Genomic DNA, 15310 nt, shown 5'->3' with positions numbered 1-15310 from the left:
ATGCGCCATGTCGGAAGCGTCGGCAGTCGGCCTGCGTCATTCAATACGCGAAATTTCGACCGCACCAGTTAATTGTTCTGATTCTCACCGCGCTCTGAATTCAGACTGAAAAGATCTGAATTTCATTGAATCGGCTAACGACGGACGCGCAGGACCTGATAGGCTGGCCCAAGACTTTCGGATCGACGCCAGACCGGTATTTATCCATATTTTTAACGGCCGTCATTCCGTCCCATATCTATGAAACCGTACATTGCTTCGCTTCTCGCCGGCATCCTCGCCGGCGTCGTCTACGCGCTGATCGGCGTGCAATCGCCGGCGCCGCCCGCCGTTGCCCTGGCTGGCCTGCTCGGCATTCTGGTCGGCGAACAGATTCTTCCCGTGGTGCGACGGATGTTCGATGGCATCCGCCTGAGAACCGCATGGCGCGACGCGAAGTGCAGCCAGCACATGTTCGGCGCGCTGCCCGGCGCGCACGCCGATGCTTCCGCGAAGCACCGCGAATCGACACCGACGTGACAGGCAGACGTCGAGCGAATGCGGCGGCGGCCCGGCCGTCGGCACACATGCGTGCGTGCCTCGGTACATCGGACGACGAACCATTGTGAACAACATTGGGTTCGGCGTTGCTCGACGGCGCGACACCGCCTGATACCCTTGTCGTAGCGAAACTCGTCATGAAGCTGCCTTTCGAAGCACTCGATGCACTGGACGCGATCGACCGCACCGGTACGTTTGCTGACGCCGCAGTTGGTGCACCGCGTGCCGTCCGCACCGACATATCTCGTACAAAAGCGCGAGCGCGATCTCGACGTCGCGTTGCTCGATCGCAGCGGGCGTCGGGCGAAGCTCACGCGCGCGGGCCGCGTCGTCGTCGAGGAAGGCCGTCGTCTGCTTCATGCCGCCGAGCAGCTTGAACGGAAGGCGCAGCGCGCGCAGCAAGGTTGGGAAACCGAAGTTCGCGTCTGCATCGCCGAGATACTGCCCTTCGACATGATGTGGCCATACGTCCACGCGTTCTACGCACTTGAAATGGACACGCGGCTACGATTCTCCACCGAAGTGCTCGGCGGCACCTGGGATGCGCTGATCTCGCGGCGGGCCGATCTGATCGTCGGCGCGGCGGGCGAGCCGCCGGAACTGCCGGACATCGTGGAGCAGCCAATCGGCACGCTCCGGCACGTATTCACGGTCGCCCCGACCCATCCGCTCGCTGCGCTGCCCGAACCGCTGTCGATGGCGTCGATCGTCGAGTATCGCGGCGCGGTGATCTCCGACACGTCCCGCGAGCTTCAGCCGCAGTCGGTCGCGGTTGATGCTGGCCAACCGTATCTCGCGGTGCCGACGCTCGCAGCGAAACTGGCCGCGCAATGCGAAGGGCTCGCGGTAGGTACGCTCCCGGACTGCATCGCGGCGCCCGCGATCGCACAAGGCAGGCTTGTCGCGCGGGAAGTCACCGGCATGCGCGACACGACCCATTGCTATATCGCGTGGCGCACCGACGAAGCCGGGCGCGCGCTCCGCTGGTGGGTCGAACAGCTCGGACACCCGGACCTCGTCGACCGGTTCACCACGCCCGCGTGACGCTGCGCTTTCTGCGAACGGTCGAGCGGTCTCGCGCTGACCGACCTGCATCGAGCTGTTCTCGAAATCGGCGTTAAAGGAAATGAAGAAGCGCAGCGCGGCTTCGCCGCCGCTCCGGTCGCGCACGCAGCCGACGCCGCGCGCGGAATCGGCGTTCAGCGCGACGCGGACGGCTCGCCGGTCCGGCCAGAGCGCCAGGTGAGGAAACCAAGCGCCGCGAGCGGCAGCGCCAGTGCCCAGAATCCGGCGTACACGTAGGCGCTCGCCCCGGCGCCCGCGCCGAGCGCGAACCCGACCACCGGCGGCAACGTGCGTCGCAGCCGCGCGCGTGCGGCTTCCCGTTCGGCCGGCGCGGCGATCGGCACGAGCCAGTCGAATGCATCGATGACCGCCTGCGTGACGTTTCCGGTCATCACGGTGTTCGCGACGACGGTGCGCGCGGTCAACCGGCCGTGCGCGTTCTGCACGCCCATTGCCGCCGCGCCCAGCAGCCCGCAGACGATCGTCGCGGGCGCATCGGCGCTGCCGATCGGCGACGCCGCGACGCCCGCGAGCATGAATCCGGCCAGCAGGATCGTCTGCAGTGCGTACAGCGAGCGCGCCCGCACGCCATGCCCGCGCACGCGCATCCGGTGATCGAGCACGCGGGCGGCGACGATGCCCGCGATGAATGCCGGAAACGCGAGCCACTTGATCATGAGACCCTGGCCGACCCCGGCGAGGCCCGAGCCGATCAGGATGAAGTTGCCGGTGACGTGCGCGGTAAAGAGCCCGAACAGCGCGACGAAGCCGAGCGTGTCGACGTAGCCGGCGATCGATGCGAGGAACACATCCTCGCCCCGCAGGCGATCGGGGGCCGCCGCGCCCGCTGCCGTTACTTGCGCGGGCTGCATGTCGTGGCTTCCGCGGTTGTGTCGATGGTGTGCGCATCGCGAACCTGCGCGGCGAGCGCACGCAACGGCGCCGGCACGAGCGGGATCGCATGCTTGCGGACAACGATGCCGAACAGGCGCGCCAGCGCGGTCAGCGGCGGCGCAGGCGACTGCACGCGCACGAGGGGGTGCAGGAGGCCGACCGCGATGCGGGCTCCCGGCGAGATCAGGTAAGGCATGGTCCGTTCCGGTTGTGCCGCCGGCCGGGCCGGCCGAAAGGCTTCGGCCTCGTGCGGCGGCTCGGGAACAAGACTACGGAAGGCGGGCCTGAAAGTCATGGCGGCGAACTGAATCGTTCTGAACGTGCGGTGCGGCGCGGTGACGCATGCGCGCGACGACCGCCGACGAGCCGGCAGCCGTGCCGCCGCCTCGCATCGGAATTCAGAACGATTCAGCCACGACGTTCGTCGCGTGGCCTATGCTCGGACAGCATCGGACGCGAGCCGTATCGCGCACCGTCCGCATCGAACCAGGATTCCCACATGACGACCGACACGCTCGCACTCACCCATCACACCATTACGGCGAACGGCATCCGCCAGCACGTCATCGATGCCGGCGCGGGGCCCGTCGTCGTGCTGCTGCACGGCTTCCCCGAAACCAGTTTTGCATGGCGCTTCCAGATTCCGGTGCTCGCGCGGCACTATCGCGTGATCGTGCCCGACCTGCGCGGCTACGGCGAAACCGACAAACCCGCGGCCGGCTACGACAAGCGCAACATGGCGCGCGATCTCGCCGCGCTGCTCGACGCGCTCGGCATCGAGCGCATCGCGCTCGTCGGGCACGATCGCGGCGCACGCGTCGCGACGCGTTTCGCGAAGGACTTCCCCGAACGCGTCGAGCGGCTCGTCGTGATGGACAACGTGCCGACGCGCATCGTCGCGCAGAACATGACCGCGCAAACGGCGCGCGCGTACTGGTTCTTCCTGTTCCACCAGGTGCCCGACCTGCCGGAGGCGCTGATCGCCGGCAAGGAAGCCGAATGGCTCAGCTACTTTTTCGCCGACTGGTGCTACAACCCGCACGCGATCTCGGGCGATGCGTTCGACACGTACGTGCGTGCGTACCGACGCCCGGGGGCCGTGCGCGGCGCGCTGGCCGACTATCGTGCGAACGCGGAAGACGTGCAGCAGGACCTCGTCGATGCGGACGTCAGGATCGCGTGCCCGACCATGGCGATCTGGGGCGAGGATTTCTACGCGGTCGGCAAGATGTTCGACATGAAGGCCGTATGGGAAGGCATGGCGACCCACCTGCGTGCCGAGCCGATCGCGCAGTGCGGGCATCTGCCGCACGAGGAGCAGCCCGAGCGCGTGAACGCGCTGCTGCTCGATTTCCTGCGCGGCTGGGCCGGCTGACGCCACGCGCGCCGCACACGGCATCATCGGGGGACCATCGGATGGAACACGGAGCGGGCCGCAAGGCCGTCATCGCCGGCGGATCGGTCGGCGGGCTGTTCGCGGCGACCGCGCTGCGCGCGGCCGGCTGGGACGTCCGCGTCTTCGAGCAATCGCCGCACGCACTCGACAGCCGCGGCGGCGGCATCGTGCTGCAACCGCCGATCGAGCGCGCGTTCGCGTTCGGCGGTGTGCCGCTGCCGCGCGAGGCAAGCGTCGATTCGATCGACCGGATCTACGTCGATGCGCACGACCGGATCGTGCAGCGCTTCGCGATGCCGCAGACGCAGACGGGCTGGAACGTGATCTACACGGCGCTCAAGCGTGCGCTGCCCGCCGGCGTCATCCACGCGGGCGACGCGTTCGAGCGGTTCGAACCGGACGGCGAGCGGATCGTCGCGCATTTCGCGAGCGGCCGCGCCGAGACTGCCGACCTGCTGATCGGCGCGGACGGCGGCCGCTCGACCGTACGCGCGCAATTGCTGCCGGACGTGCGGCCGACGTATGCGGGCTATGTCGCGTGGCGCGGGCTCGTCGACGAACGCACGCTGCCCGAGCAGGTGCTGGTTCTGCTGCGCGAACGCTTCACGTTCCAGCAAGGCGACCGGCACCTGTTCCTGACCTATCTGGTGCCCGGCGCCGACGGCACGATCGAACCGGGCAAACGGCGCGTGAACTGGGTGTGGTACCGGCGTCTCGCATCCGACCGGATGCCGTCGCTGTTCGTTGCGCGCGACGGCACGCAACGCGACGGGTCGCTGCCGCCCGGCGCGATGCGCGACGACCACCGCGCGGAACTCGTCGACGCCGCCGACCGGATGCTCGCGCCGACGCTCGCCGCGCTCGTCGATGCAACCACCGCGCCGTTCGCGCAGGCGATCCTCGATCTCGCGGTCGAGCGGATGGCTTTCGGGCGCGCGGTGCTGCTCGGCGATGCCGCCTGCATCGTGCGCCCGCACACGGCGGCGGGCGTCGCGAAAGCGGCGGAGGACGCGGTCGGCCTCGCCGAAGCAGTGCGCGAAGTCACACGCGGCGCCGCGTTCGATGCCGCGCTGGCGGGCTGGGACGCCCGTCAGCGCGCCGCCAGCGCATCGATCGCCGCGCGCGGGATCGCACTCGGCGCGCGGCTGATGGGCGCGGCGTGAACATGCGCCGGCCGGGGGTCGACTGCATGGCGCTGCGGATCGAATTCGGGATTCAGCGCGCGCAGCACGCTGGCGCGCCCGCCGCCGTCATCGGGCAGCTGCGGCTGCCCGCGCGCGAAAACCGGGGTCGCGACCGCCGCGAGCCACGCGGCGATCGCCAGCCCCGTCACGCGTCTCGATACGGCGCCCCGCTTCATTGCGCGCTCGCGGTCGATACGGCGGCCGACGTCGCGGTCATTGCCGAGTGCCGGTCGCCATGCGCGATCGCATACAGCTCGCGATTGCGCGCGATCGTCTGCGCGCTCGGCGGATAGTCCGTGTTCAACGTCGGCAGCGACCCGTCGCGCTCCGCCTGAATCAGGTCGGCGCGCACGTCGACCCGCGTGACCGGATGGCCGGTGGTCTGCGCAAATGCGACGATCGGTGCGCTCAGCGCACAGGAAAGCAATGCCGCACGAATCAGCTTGTTCATGATGTTCACCTCTCGAAGATAGCGTGTTAGCGTCCGCAGATCAGGCCGGACATCCGCTCCGCATCGATGCGATGAGGAGTGGTGTCCATTCTGCGATTCGCGCGCTGTCCGGAAGGTGAGGCTTCGATTACGGTCCTGTCATCTATCGCGGCCGGGCTGCACCGCAGCGTCGGTCAGCGCGTCACGGTTTCGGTGTTTCGCACGCTGCCCAGAAACCGCGTCAACTCCACCGTCTGCGGCCGCTCGAAGATCTCGTCGGCCGTCCCGCTCTCCCACACGCGCCCCTGATGCATGAACACGATCCGGTCGCTCACCGCACGCGCGAAGTTCATCTCGTGCGTCACCATGATCAGCGTCATGTCCTCGCGCGCGAGTTGCTCGACCACGCCCAGCACCTCGCCGACGAGCTCGGGATCGAGCGCGGACGTGATTTCGTCGCACAGCAGCACGCTCGGCTTCATCGCGAGCGCCCGCGCGATCGCGACGCGCTGCTGCTGGCCGCCCGACAGCTGTTCCGGAAACGCGTCGAACTTGTCGCCGAGGCCGACGCGCTCGAGCATCAGTTCCGCGATCGCGCGTGCCTGCTGGCGGTGCGCCTTCTTCACCACCGACTGCGCGAGCATCACGTTCTGCCCCGCGCTCAGGTGCGGAAACAGGTTGTACTGCTGGAACACCATGCCGACCTTCAGCCGCAGCGCACGCAGGTCCGCGTGCCGCGCATCGACGCGTTCGCCGTCGACCGAAATCGTGCCCGCGTCGATGCTCTCGAGCCCGTTGAGCGTGCGCAGCAGCGTGCTCTTGCCCGAGCCGCTGCGCCCGATGATCGAGACGACCTGCCCGCGCTCGACGGAGAAATCGATGCCCTTGAGCACATGATGGGTGCCGAAGTTCTTTTCGAGACCCCGGGTTTCAACGAGCGGCATGCCATCTCCTTTGCAACGTGCGCGCATAACGGGTAAGCGGATAACAGAGCGCGAAATAGATCAGCGCGACGAGGCCATACACGACGAACGGCCGGAACGTTGCGTTCGAAATCGCGATGCCGACCTTCGTCAACTCGGTGAAGCCGATGATCGACACCAGCGCCGTGTCCTTCACGGCCTGCACGCCGAAACCGACCGTCGGCGCGATCGCGATGCGCGCGGCCTGCGGCAGGATCACGTGACGCAATTGCTCGACGTAGCTCATCGCCAGGCTGGCCGACGCCTCCCACTGCCCTTTCGGCACGGCCTCGACACAGCCGCGCCAGATCTCGGCCAGATACGCGCTGGTGAAGAACGTGAGCCCGGCCGTGGCCGCGACCCACGGCGGCACGTCGAGCCCGACGAGCGGCAGGCCGAAAAACACGATGAACAGCTGCATCAGCAACGGGGTGCCCTGGAACACCTCGATATAGAGCTTCGCGACGCCGCGCAGCACCGTCGAGCCCGACACGCGCATCACGAGCAAGCCGAGGCCGACCAGGCCGCCCGTCACGAACGACACGATCGACAGCACGATCGTCCAGCGTGCGGCCAGCAGCAGGTTCGCGAGAATCTGCCCCAACGTGAAATCGGTCATCGCGCACCTCGCACGCGGCGGGTGAACAGGCGGCGGCCCATCGCGCCGAGCGTGGCGCGCAGCAGCAGCGCCATCGCCAGATACGCGAGCGTGATCACGAAGTACGTCTCGAAGGCGCGGAAGTTGCGCGACTGGATGTAGCTGGCCGCATAGGTCAGATCGGCCACCGAGATCTGCGACACGACGGCCGAGCCGAGCATCGTGATCACGATCTGGCTCGACAGCGCGGGAAACACCTTGGCGAGCGCCTGCGGCAACACGACGTGACGCAGCATCTGCGCGCGCGACATCGCCAGCGCGGACGCGGCCTCCAGATGCCCTTTCGGCACGGCGGCCACGCCGGCGCGCACGATCTCGACCGAGTACGCGCCGAGATTGAGCGTCATCGCGAGGATCGCGGCCGTGTACTCGTCGATGTGCACGCCGAGCGCCGGCAAGCCGAAGAAGATGAAGAACAGCTGGACGACGAACGGCGTATTGCGAATCGCCTCGACGTACGCGCCGATCAGCGGGCGCAGCCGCACGGCCGCGCGCGCGTCGGCGCTGTACGCGGCCGCGCCGAGCACGCCGACGGCGACACCCAGCACGGTCGCGACCGCGGTCAGCGCGAGCGTGATCGCCGCGCCGCTCGCGAACACGCCGACGTACTCGGCGAGCTCGCCGAATTGAAGCTGGTAGCTCATGGGAAGGGGATAAATTCAGGTTCGGACAACGACACGCGCCACGCCGGGCACCCCGGCCGCGGCGACGTATCAGGCGACACGGCGATGCGTCACAGTCCGGCCGGCAACGGCTGGCCGAGCCACTTGCGCGACATCTCGCCCAGCGAGCCGTCCTGCTTCGCATGCGCAATCGCATCGTCGATCTTCGCGAGCAGGCGTGGTTCGTTCTTGTTGACGCCGACGAAGCACGGCGAATTCTTGATCACGAACTTCACCTCGGGGCGGCGCGGCGGATTCTTCGCGAGAATCGCCGCCGCGACGATGTTGCCGGCCGCGATCAACTGGACCTGCCCCGACAGGAACGCCTGGATCGTCGCGTTGTTGTCCTCGAAGCGCTTGATCGTCGCGTTCGGCGCGAGCTGCGACAGCGCGATCTCCTCGAGCGCGCCGCGCGTGGCGCCGACCGTCTTGCCGGTGAGGTCGGCCGGCGCGCTCACCTTCACGTCGGACGGCCCGAACACGCCCTGGAAATACGGTGCGTACGCGCTCGAGAAGTCGATGACCTTCTCGCGCTCCGGGGTCTTGCCGAGCGACGAGATCACCATGTCGACCTTGTTGGTCGTCAGGTACGGAATCCGGTTCGCGCTGTTCACGGGCACCAGCTTCAGCTTGACGCCGAGCGCCTTGGCAAGGAGTCCTGCCATGTCGATGTCGTAGCCCTGCGGCTGCATGTCCGTGCCGACCGAACCGAAGGGCGGATAGTCCTCGGGCACCGCGACGCGCAGCGTGCCGTTTTTCGCGATGGTGTCGAGCGCATCGGCATGGGCCGGCGCGGCGGCGAACAGCGCGATCACGGGGGCGGCGAGCAGCGCAGCCAGCCAGGTGCGTCGGGGGAACGGTCGGGTCGTCGGGCTCACGGTGAATCTTCCTTGTCTGGTATGTCGTCGGGCAGCGCGCAACGATTGCGCGGTCCACACCACTCCAGCAAAAACCGGGCCATTGCCGTCAAACGCTTGCCCCGCCGGCACGAGACGGAAATTTCGGCGAACCGCTCGGCGTGCCGAATTCCTCATCTCGGTGCACGAACCGGCGCCGTCGGTAACGGTTGCCCTCGCAGCGCGCGCCGGCGCACCAAATTACCTATCTGGTTCACCCGTCGCCGCGGCCCTATGCACGGATTCGAACAGGCCCAGTCCAAATTTGCATTCCGTTTGTGACGGGAATTACGGCTGAATACGTTCGCGACGTACCGTGCCTTTCGTCACGTCCGACGAATCGCGATCAGGACGGGCGCGCTCGATTCGGTGCGCTGCTCCTCCGGTACCGGTGGCCCCGATCGTCCCGCGATCGAGGCGAATCCAATCCCATCCGCGCGCGAGGATACCGTCATGGCATCGATTCCCGACCCGTCGATAACCGGCGAAACCGACAAACGCAGCTGGCTCGAATCGCACGAAGCCGGCTATCACCAGACCCTCGGCAATCGACAGGTGCAGATGATCGCGATCGGCGGGGCCATCGGCACCGGGCTGTTTCTCGGCGCGGGCGCGCGGCTGCAGGCCGCCGGCCCGGCGCTCGCGATCGTCTATCTGGTGTGCGGCGCGTTTTCGTTCCTGATCCTGCGCGCACTCGGCGAACTCGTGATGCATCGCCCCAGCAGCGGCAGCTTCGTGTCGTACGCGCGCGAGTTCCTCGGCGAAAAGGCCTCGTTCGTCGCCGGCTGGATGTACTTCCTGAACTGGGCGATGACCGGCATCGTCGACATCACCGCCGTCGCGCTCTACATGCACTACTGGGCGCCATTCGCGGCCGTGCCGCAGTGGATCTTCGCGCTCGTCGCGCTGTGCATCGTCGCGACGATGAACCTGATCGGCGTGAAGTGGTTCGCCGAGATGGAGTTCTGGTTCGCGCTGGTCAAGGTCGCTGCGATCGTGCTGTTTCTCGTGATCGGCGCGGCGATCCTCGGCACGGGCATGCCGGTCGCCGGTCATGGCACCGGCATGCATCTGATCACCGACAACGGCGGGTTCTTTCCGCACGGGCTGATGCCGGCACTGGTGCTGGTGCAGGGCGTGGTGTTCGCGTTCGCGGGCGTCGAACTGGTCGGTACGGCCGCCGGCGAATGCAAGGATGCGCGCAAGGTGCTGCCGCGCGCGATCAACAACGTGATCTGGCGCATCGCGATCTTCTACGTCGCATCGGTCGTGCTGCTGGTCTGCCTGCTGCCGTGGAGCGCGTACAAGGCGGGCCAGAGCCCGTTCGTCACGTTCTTCGGCGCGCTCGGCGTGCCGGGCATCGGCTCGGTGATGAACCTGGTGGTGCTCACGGCCGCGCTGTCGAGCCTCAACTCCGGCCTGTATTCGACGGGGCGCGTGTTGCGTTCGCTGTCGATGGGCGGCTCCGCCCCCGCGTTCCTCGCGCGAATGAGCGGGCAATCCGTCCCGTACGCGGGCATTCTGGTGACGGTCGCGATCTACGTGGTCGGCGTGCTGCTCAACTATCTCGTGCCGTCGAGCGTGTTCGAGATCGTGCTGAACATCGCGTCGCTGGGCATCATCAGCACCTGGGGCTTCATCGTCGTGTGCCAGATGAAGTTCCGCGCCGCGGTCAGGCGCGGCGACGTGGAAGACGTGTCGTTCAGGATGCCGGGCGCGCCCGTCACGTCGTGGCTCACGCTGCTGTTCCTGCTCGGCGTGCTGGTGTTGATGGCCTTCGACTACCCGAACGGGACGTGGACGATCGCCTCGATCCCGCTGGTCGCGCTGCTGCTCGTGGCCGGCTGGAAGTGGCTGAGCCGTCGCGCGCGCCGCGCGTTGCTCAAGCCGACGATTCCATCGATCACGCTCACGCAGAACGTGCTCGAGAAGGGCGAGAGCTGACGCGCGGCGGCATGCGCGCCGTCCGTTGAACGATCCGCCGCCAGGCTGCCGACGGCGGTCGCCAACCACGTTCAGTGATGCTCGTACAACGGCTGCGTGTCGAGCGACGCGAGCGATGATGTCGCCGTCCTGGCCGCGTCGGTCGGCTGGGCAGCGGCCGATTGCGCTTGCTGCGCGACGACCTTCGCTTCGGCGGCCTGGATGTCCTCCGGGTAGTACGGGTCGGTGCCGATCGGCCGATAACCAGCCTTCTCGACACGGACGAGATCGGCACGCACCTCGGCGCGGGTAACCGCATGGTCGGTGGTTTGCGCAAATGCGACGATCGGTGCGCTCAGTGCGCAGGACAGCAGGACTGCACGAATCAGGTTGTTCATGATGTTCACCTCTCAAAGATGGCGTGTTCGCGTCCGCAGATCAGGCCGGACATCCGCTCCCCATCGATGCGATGAAGAGTTGGATTCATTCTGCGATTCGCGCGCTTTCCTGAAGGTGAGGCTTCGATTACGGTTTTGTTATCTGATCGCCCGTTCTTCTATCGTCGGCTTGCGCCGTGATTACTTTATCAACCGCATGCCAGCGACCTTTGAGGCGGCCACGTCGAAGGTTGCTGTGTACTCGCACCCGACGACGTGTGCCGACCGCTCGATCAGGCAATCCGCAAAATCCGCCTTCGGTGATGCCGCGAAAACGCGAAGTGCCTTTCGCACCGTGTCAGCGCCTTCAACGGCCAGTTCCTTCGTAGCGGTCATTGAGTCGATGATGTCTGTTATCTGTTCGCGCTCTACGCCGTAGCAACGTCCCAGCACCCAGACGACCTCGACCAGCGCCACCTGCGAAACGTACCCCGGACGCTCCGCCGACAACGACTCCATCAGCGCGGTCGCCCTCTTTGATTGCACGGCATCGTCTTGAGCGAAATAGCGGACCAGCACGTTCGGATCCAGTCCTATCATCGCGCGGACGCTCCCTGTTCGGCGATGGCCCGATTCATGTCCTCGATTGACACCGATTTCTCGGGCTTTTTCACGATGCCCTTGAGCGAGGCGAGCGAGCGCGTGGCCGGGTAGATCTCATACCGGCCCGTTGCCTCGTTGAAGCTGAATTCGATCCGGTCTCCGGACTCCAGGCCTAGTTGATTGCGTACATCCACCGGAATGGTCACCTGACCCTTTGAAGTAATAGTAGCTGCTGTCATTTGCGGCACCTCCAATATTCCTTACTTTATGGTAAGGAATATGAAAAAGCAAGGGCGAGCTACCGGCGACCACCGCCGACGCTGCAGTGCGCCCGCACAGATAACGGTTTCGTAATCCTCGAGTCAGGGTCGGGTCAACGCCGCGCCGGCAGACTGCGTGCTCGTCGCATCGAATGCGCATCCGAGCCCTGCTTCGAGGAGCACCATCATGTGGATCGTCCGGCTGGCGTTACGCAGGCCCTACACGTTCGTCGTACTCGCGCTGCTGATCTTCATCGCGGGGCCGCTGGCACTGCTGCGCACGCCGACCGACATCTTTCCGAACATCGACATTCCGGTCGTCAGCATCGTCTGGTCGTACAACGGCTTCTCCGCCGAGGACATGGCCAAGCGGATCACGTCGAACTACGAACGCGCGCTCACGTCCGACGTCGACGACATCGAGCACATCGAGTCGCAATCGCTGAACGGCGTGTCGGTCGTGAAGGTGTTCTTCCACCCGGGCGCCGACATCAATCGCGCGATCGCGCAAGCCGCGAGCAACGCCGCGTCGATCCTGCGCATCCTGCCGCCCGGCACGCTGCCGCCGAACATCATCACGTACAACGCGTCGACGGTGCCGATCCTGCAGCTCGGGCTGTCGAGCGACACGCTCGCCGAGCAGCAGCTGTACGACCTCGGCAACAGCTTCATCCGCACGCAGCTCGCGACCGTCCAGGGCGCGGCGGTGCCGCTGCCGTTCGGCGGCAAGATCCGCCAGATCGTCGTCGATCTCGATACGCGCGCGCTGCAGGCGAAGGGGCTCGCGCCGATCGACGTCGTGAACGCGATCAACGCGCAGAACCTGATCCTGCCGGGCGGCACCGCGAAAATCGGCACGCACGAATACAACGTGCAGATGAACGGCAGCACGCAGACGGTCGCCGCGCTGAACGACCTGCCGGTGAAGACGATCGGCGGCAACGTCGTCTACGTGCGCGACGTCGCGCACGTTCGCGACGGCTACGCGCCGCAGACCAACATCGTGCGGGTGGACGGCAAGCGCGCGGCGCTGCTGACGGTCGAGAAGACCGGCAGCGCATCGACGCTGACGATCATCGACCAGGTGAAGGCGATGCTGCCGAAGATCGCGGCCGGGTTGCCGAACACGCTGCGCATCGCGCCGCTCGACGATCAGTCCGTGTTCGTGAAGGCGGCGGTCCAGGGCGTCGTGCGCGAAGCGCTGATCGCCGCATGCCTGACCGCGCTGATGATCCTGCTGTTCCTCGGCAGCTGGCGCGCGACGCTGATCATCGCGATCACGATTCCGCTCGCGGTGCTCACGTCGCTGCTCGCGCTGTCCGTGCTCGGGCAGACCATCAACATCATGACGCTGGGCGGGCTCGCGCTCGCGGTCGGGATCCTCGTCGACGACGCGACCGTCGCGATCGAGAACATCACGCATCATCTCGAGCTCGGCGCGCCGCTCGACGAAGCGATCCTCACCGGCGCGGGCGAAATCGCGGTGCCGACCTTCGTGTCGACGCTGTCGATCTGCATCGTGTTCGTGCCGATGTTCCTGCTCACGGGTGTCGCGCGCTATCTGTTCGTGCCGCTCGCCGAAGCCGTGATCTTCGCGATGATCGCGTCGTACTTCTTCTCGCGCACGCTGGTGCCGACGCTTGCGATGGCGCTGATGCGCGCCAAAGGCAGCGGCCGGCCGCCGCGCGGCGCATTCGCACGCATCGCGCGGTTCCAGGCCGCGTTCGAGCATCGCTTCGAGGCCGTGCGGCTGCGCTATCGCGCGCTGCTGTCGGCGGCAATCGCGCGCCGCCGCCGCTTCGCGGCCGCGTTCCTGCTCGCCTGCGTCGCATCGACGGGCCTCTACGCGTTCGCCGGGCAGGACTTCTTTCCGTCGGTCGACACCGGCGAGATTCGCCTGCATTTGCGCGCGCCGACCGGCACGCGGATCGAGGAAACCGCGCGGCTCACCGACGAAGTGGAAGCGAAGATCCGCAGCGCGATTCCGGCGAACCAGCTCGCGGGTGTACTCGACAACATCGGCGTGCCGGTGAGCGGGATCAACCTCACGTACGACTCGTCGGACCCGATCGGCACCGAGGACGCCGACGTGCTCGTCACGCTGAAGCCGGATCACGCGTCGACCGCCGCGTACGTCGCGAAGCTGCGCAACGTGCTCGCGCAGGCGTTCCCCGGCGTGACGTTCGCGTTCCTGCCGGCCGACATCGTCAGCCAGATCCTCAACTTCGGACTGCCCGCGCCGATCGACATCCAGATCGTCGGCAACAAGCTCGACCAGAACCGCGCGGTCGCGAACGCGCTGCTCGCGAAGCTGCGCGGCGTGCGCGGGCTCGTCGACGCGCGCATCCAGCAGCCCGGCGACGAACCCGCCATCAACGTGAACGTCGATCGTACGAAGGCGATCCAGGCCGGTCTCGACCAGCGCGACGTCGCGCAGAACCTGCTGATCGCGCTGTCCGGCAGCTCGCAGACGACGCCGAACTTCTGGCTCGATCCGCGCAACGGCGTCAGCTACCCGGTGCTCGTGCAGACGCCGCAGTACACGGTGAATTCGCTGCAGTCGCTCGCGAACGTGCCGCTGCCCGCCGGCACCGCCCGCTCGCCGCAGACGCCGGCCGGCGGCCCGGCCGCGGGCGCGCCCGCGCAGAACCTGCTCGGCGCGCTCGGCTCGTTCTCGCGCGCGACGCAGCAGGCCGTGGTGTCGCACTACAACGTGCAGCCGGTGCTCGACATCTTCGCGTCCGTGCAGGGGCGCGACCTCGGCGGCGTCACGGGCGACGTGACGAAGCTCGTCGACGCCGCGCGCGCGCAACTGCCGCCCGGCGCGTCGATCGTGCTGCGCGGCCAGGTGCAGGCGATGCACGAGTCGTTCGCGGGGCTGCTCGGCGGCCTCGCGCTCGCGATCTCGCTGGTCTACCTGCTGATGGTCGTGAACTTCCAGTCGTGGCTCGATCCGCTCGTGATCGTCGGCGGGCTGCCGGCATCGCTCGCCGGCATCGCATGGATGCTGTTCGTCACGCGCACCACGCTGTCGGTGCCCGCGTTGACCGGCACGATCCTGTGCATCGGCATCGCGACCGCGAACAGCATTCTCGTCGTGAACGCGGCGCGCGAGTTGCTCGCGGCCGGCGCGCCGCCATGGCAAGCGGCGCTCGACGCGGGCTTCAACCGCTTCCGGCCCGTCGTGATGACCGCGCTCGCGATGCTGATCGGCATGTTGCCGATGGCGCTCGGCCTCGGCGACGGCGGCGAGCAGAACGCCCCGCTCGGCCGCGCGGTGATCGGCGGCCTCGCGTTCGGCACGGTGTCGACGCTGCTGTTCGTGCCGGTGCTGTTCGGCTTCGTCCATGCGTGGCTCGCCCGGCGTCGCGACGCCGCGGCAGCGCGGCACGCGCAGCACGCACCCGATACGCCGGCGCTGCGTTGAGCGCGGACGCCCGCCCCTTCTCATCCTTCGATT

Annotated in this window: 16 protein-coding genes and 1 pseudogene; 6 read left to right on the top strand and 11 right to left on the bottom strand. The window is 67.2% G+C overall.

Annotation, left to right across the window (positions count from 1 at the left end; all coding sequences use genetic code 11):
• Nucleotides 1-240 precede the first annotated feature (240 nt).
• Both H0X95_RS14180 and H0X95_RS14175 read left to right on the top strand, forming a co-directional pair.
• On the top strand, nucleotides 241-519 hold the full coding sequence (locus H0X95_RS14180) for a XapX domain-containing protein (RefSeq protein WP_006484374.1): 279 nt from the start codon (nucleotides 241-243) through the stop codon (nucleotides 517-519).
• A gap of 158 nt (nucleotides 520-677) precedes the next feature.
• Nucleotides 678-1584 (top strand): annotated as a pseudogene (locus H0X95_RS14175) (LysR family transcriptional regulator).
• Between the two features lie 155 nt (nucleotides 1585-1739).
• Here H0X95_RS14175 and H0X95_RS14170 read toward each other — a convergent pair.
• Together H0X95_RS14170 and H0X95_RS14165 are read right to left on the bottom strand one after the other, a co-directional pair.
• A complete protein-coding gene (locus tag H0X95_RS14170; protein ID WP_059721750.1) occupies nucleotides 1740-2477 on the bottom strand; it encodes a YoaK family protein in 738 nt (245 codons plus the stop codon).
• Nucleotides 2459-2695, bottom strand: a complete 237-nt coding sequence (locus H0X95_RS14165; protein WP_059721748.1) for a DUF1427 family protein — start codon at nucleotides 2693-2695, stop codon at nucleotides 2459-2461. Before H0X95_RS14165 ends, H0X95_RS14170 begins: the two co-directional genes overlap by 19 nt.
• Nucleotides 2696-2998: 303 nt before the next feature.
• Here H0X95_RS14165 and H0X95_RS14160 point away from each other — a divergent pair, with 303 nt between their 5' ends.
• Both H0X95_RS14160 and H0X95_RS14155 read left to right on the top strand, forming a co-directional pair.
• Nucleotides 2999-3874 carry an alpha/beta fold hydrolase gene (locus H0X95_RS14160; RefSeq protein WP_059721747.1) on the top strand — a complete coding sequence of 292 codons (876 nt, stop codon included), beginning with the start codon at nucleotides 2999-3001 and terminating at the stop codon, nucleotides 3872-3874.
• 41 nt (nucleotides 3875-3915) lie between these two features.
• The gene (locus tag H0X95_RS14155; protein ID WP_059721745.1) at nucleotides 3916-5058 is read left to right on the top strand and encodes an FAD binding domain-containing protein; all 1143 of its coding nucleotides are present in this window, start codon (nucleotides 3916-3918) and stop codon (nucleotides 5056-5058) included.
• Here H0X95_RS14155 and H0X95_RS14150 read toward each other — a convergent pair.
• The 6 genes from H0X95_RS14150 to H0X95_RS14125 all read right to left on the bottom strand — a co-directional run bounded on the left by H0X95_RS14150 (nucleotide 4986) and on the right by H0X95_RS14125 (nucleotide 8669).
• Nucleotides 4986-5255 (bottom strand): hypothetical protein, encoded by a 270-nt coding sequence (locus tag H0X95_RS14150; protein ID WP_059721744.1) that lies wholly within the window; start codon nucleotides 5253-5255, stop codon nucleotides 4986-4988. The two genes, H0X95_RS14155 and H0X95_RS14150, sit on opposite strands and share 73 nt — an antisense overlap.
• Entirely contained in the window at nucleotides 5252-5530 is a 279-nt protein-coding gene (locus H0X95_RS14145; RefSeq protein WP_059721794.1) for a DUF4148 domain-containing protein, read from the bottom strand. Before H0X95_RS14145 ends, H0X95_RS14150 begins: the two co-directional genes overlap by 4 nt.
• A gap of 173 nt (nucleotides 5531-5703) precedes the next feature.
• Nucleotides 5704-6453, bottom strand: a complete 750-nt coding sequence (locus tag H0X95_RS14140) for an amino acid ABC transporter ATP-binding protein (protein WP_006493844.1) — start codon at nucleotides 6451-6453, stop codon at nucleotides 5704-5706.
• Nucleotides 6440-7090, bottom strand: coding sequence for an amino acid ABC transporter permease (locus tag H0X95_RS14135; RefSeq protein WP_006484388.1), 651 nt, complete (start codon nucleotides 7088-7090; stop codon nucleotides 6440-6442). Before H0X95_RS14135 ends, H0X95_RS14140 begins: the two co-directional genes overlap by 14 nt.
• The gene (locus tag H0X95_RS14130; protein ID WP_006484385.1) at nucleotides 7087-7773 is read right to left on the bottom strand and encodes an amino acid ABC transporter permease; all 687 of its coding nucleotides are present in this window, start codon (nucleotides 7771-7773) and stop codon (nucleotides 7087-7089) included. Before H0X95_RS14130 ends, H0X95_RS14135 begins: the two co-directional genes overlap by 4 nt.
• 89 nt (nucleotides 7774-7862) lie before the next feature.
• Entirely contained in the window at nucleotides 7863-8669 is an 807-nt protein-coding gene (locus H0X95_RS14125; protein ID WP_006484387.1) for a transporter substrate-binding domain-containing protein, read from the bottom strand.
• Nucleotides 8670-9140: 471 nt separating this feature from the next.
• Between H0X95_RS14125 and ansP the strand changes: the two genes are divergently transcribed.
• A complete protein-coding gene (ansP, locus tag H0X95_RS14120; RefSeq protein ID WP_059721742.1) occupies nucleotides 9141-10631 on the top strand; it encodes an L-asparagine permease in 1491 nt (496 codons plus the stop codon).
• 71 nt (nucleotides 10632-10702) lie between these two features.
• Here ansP and H0X95_RS14115 read toward each other — a convergent pair whose 3' ends face one another.
• The 3 genes from H0X95_RS14115 to H0X95_RS14105 all read right to left on the bottom strand — a co-directional run bounded on the left by H0X95_RS14115 (nucleotide 10703) and on the right by H0X95_RS14105 (nucleotide 11829).
• A complete protein-coding gene (locus tag H0X95_RS14115) occupies nucleotides 10703-11008 on the bottom strand; it encodes a DUF4148 domain-containing protein (protein WP_034204054.1) in 306 nt (101 codons plus the stop codon).
• A 180-nt stretch (nucleotides 11009-11188) separates the two neighbouring features.
• Nucleotides 11189-11587 carry a PIN domain-containing protein gene (locus H0X95_RS14110; RefSeq protein WP_043205949.1) on the bottom strand — a complete coding sequence of 133 codons (399 nt, stop codon included), beginning with the start codon at nucleotides 11585-11587 and terminating at the stop codon, nucleotides 11189-11191.
• Nucleotides 11584-11829 (bottom strand): AbrB/MazE/SpoVT family DNA-binding domain-containing protein, encoded by a 246-nt coding sequence (locus H0X95_RS14105; RefSeq protein ID WP_012493780.1) that lies wholly within the window; start codon nucleotides 11827-11829, stop codon nucleotides 11584-11586. Before H0X95_RS14105 ends, H0X95_RS14110 begins: the two co-directional genes overlap by 4 nt.
• Before the next feature lie 208 nt (nucleotides 11830-12037).
• Between H0X95_RS14105 and H0X95_RS14100 the strand changes: the two genes are divergently transcribed.
• A complete protein-coding gene (locus H0X95_RS14100) occupies nucleotides 12038-15277 on the top strand; it encodes an efflux RND transporter permease subunit (protein WP_059721740.1) in 3240 nt (1079 codons plus the stop codon).
• Nucleotides 15278-15310 lie beyond the last annotated feature (33 nt).

Source organism: Burkholderia sp. 9779_493 (genome assembly GCF_015712215.1).
GTDB lineage: Bacteria > Pseudomonadota > Gammaproteobacteria > Burkholderiales > Burkholderiaceae > Burkholderia > Burkholderia cenocepacia.
The sequence above is the reverse complement of the archived record's forward strand: the minus strand, read 5'-3'. Positions and strand labels throughout refer to the sequence as shown.

Bases quoted from the DNA above. Each gene is read 5' to 3' on its own strand.
- H0X95_RS14180 (WP_006484374.1), top strand. From the start codon at position 241: ATGAAACCGTACATTGCTTCGCTTCTCGCCGGCATCCTCGCCGGCGTC.
- H0X95_RS14170 (WP_059721750.1), bottom strand. From the start codon at position 2,477: ATGCAGCCCGCGCAAGTAACGGCAGCGGGCGCGGCGGCCCCCGATCGC.
- H0X95_RS14165 (WP_059721748.1), bottom strand. From the start codon at position 2,695: ATGCCTTACCTGATCTCGCCGGGAGCCCGCATCGCGGTCGGCCTCCTG.
- H0X95_RS14160 (WP_059721747.1), top strand. From the start codon at position 2,999: ATGACGACCGACACGCTCGCACTCACCCATCACACCATTACGGCGAAC.
- H0X95_RS14155 (WP_059721745.1), top strand. From the start codon at position 3,916: ATGGAACACGGAGCGGGCCGCAAGGCCGTCATCGCCGGCGGATCGGTC.
- H0X95_RS14150 (WP_059721744.1), bottom strand. From the start codon at position 5,255: ATGAAGCGGGGCGCCGTATCGAGACGCGTGACGGGGCTGGCGATCGCC.
- H0X95_RS14145 (WP_059721794.1), bottom strand. From the start codon at position 5,530: ATGAACAAGCTGATTCGTGCGGCATTGCTTTCCTGTGCGCTGAGCGCA.
- H0X95_RS14140 (WP_006493844.1), bottom strand. From the start codon at position 6,453: ATGCCGCTCGTTGAAACCCGGGGTCTCGAAAAGAACTTCGGCACCCAT.
- H0X95_RS14135 (WP_006484388.1), bottom strand. From the start codon at position 7,090: ATGACCGATTTCACGTTGGGGCAGATTCTCGCGAACCTGCTGCTGGCC.
- H0X95_RS14130 (WP_006484385.1), bottom strand. From the start codon at position 7,773: ATGAGCTACCAGCTTCAATTCGGCGAGCTCGCCGAGTACGTCGGCGTG.
- ansP (WP_059721742.1), top strand. From the start codon at position 9,141: ATGGCATCGATTCCCGACCCGTCGATAACCGGCGAAACCGACAAACGC.
- H0X95_RS14115 (WP_034204054.1), bottom strand. From the start codon at position 11,008: ATGAACAACCTGATTCGTGCAGTCCTGCTGTCCTGCGCACTGAGCGCA.
- H0X95_RS14110 (WP_043205949.1), bottom strand. From the start codon at position 11,587: ATGATAGGACTGGATCCGAACGTGCTGGTCCGCTATTTCGCTCAAGAC.
- H0X95_RS14105 (WP_012493780.1), bottom strand. From the start codon at position 11,829: ATGACAGCAGCTACTATTACTTCAAAGGGTCAGGTGACCATTCCGGTG.
- H0X95_RS14100 (WP_059721740.1), top strand. From the start codon at position 12,038: ATGTGGATCGTCCGGCTGGCGTTACGCAGGCCCTACACGTTCGTCGTA.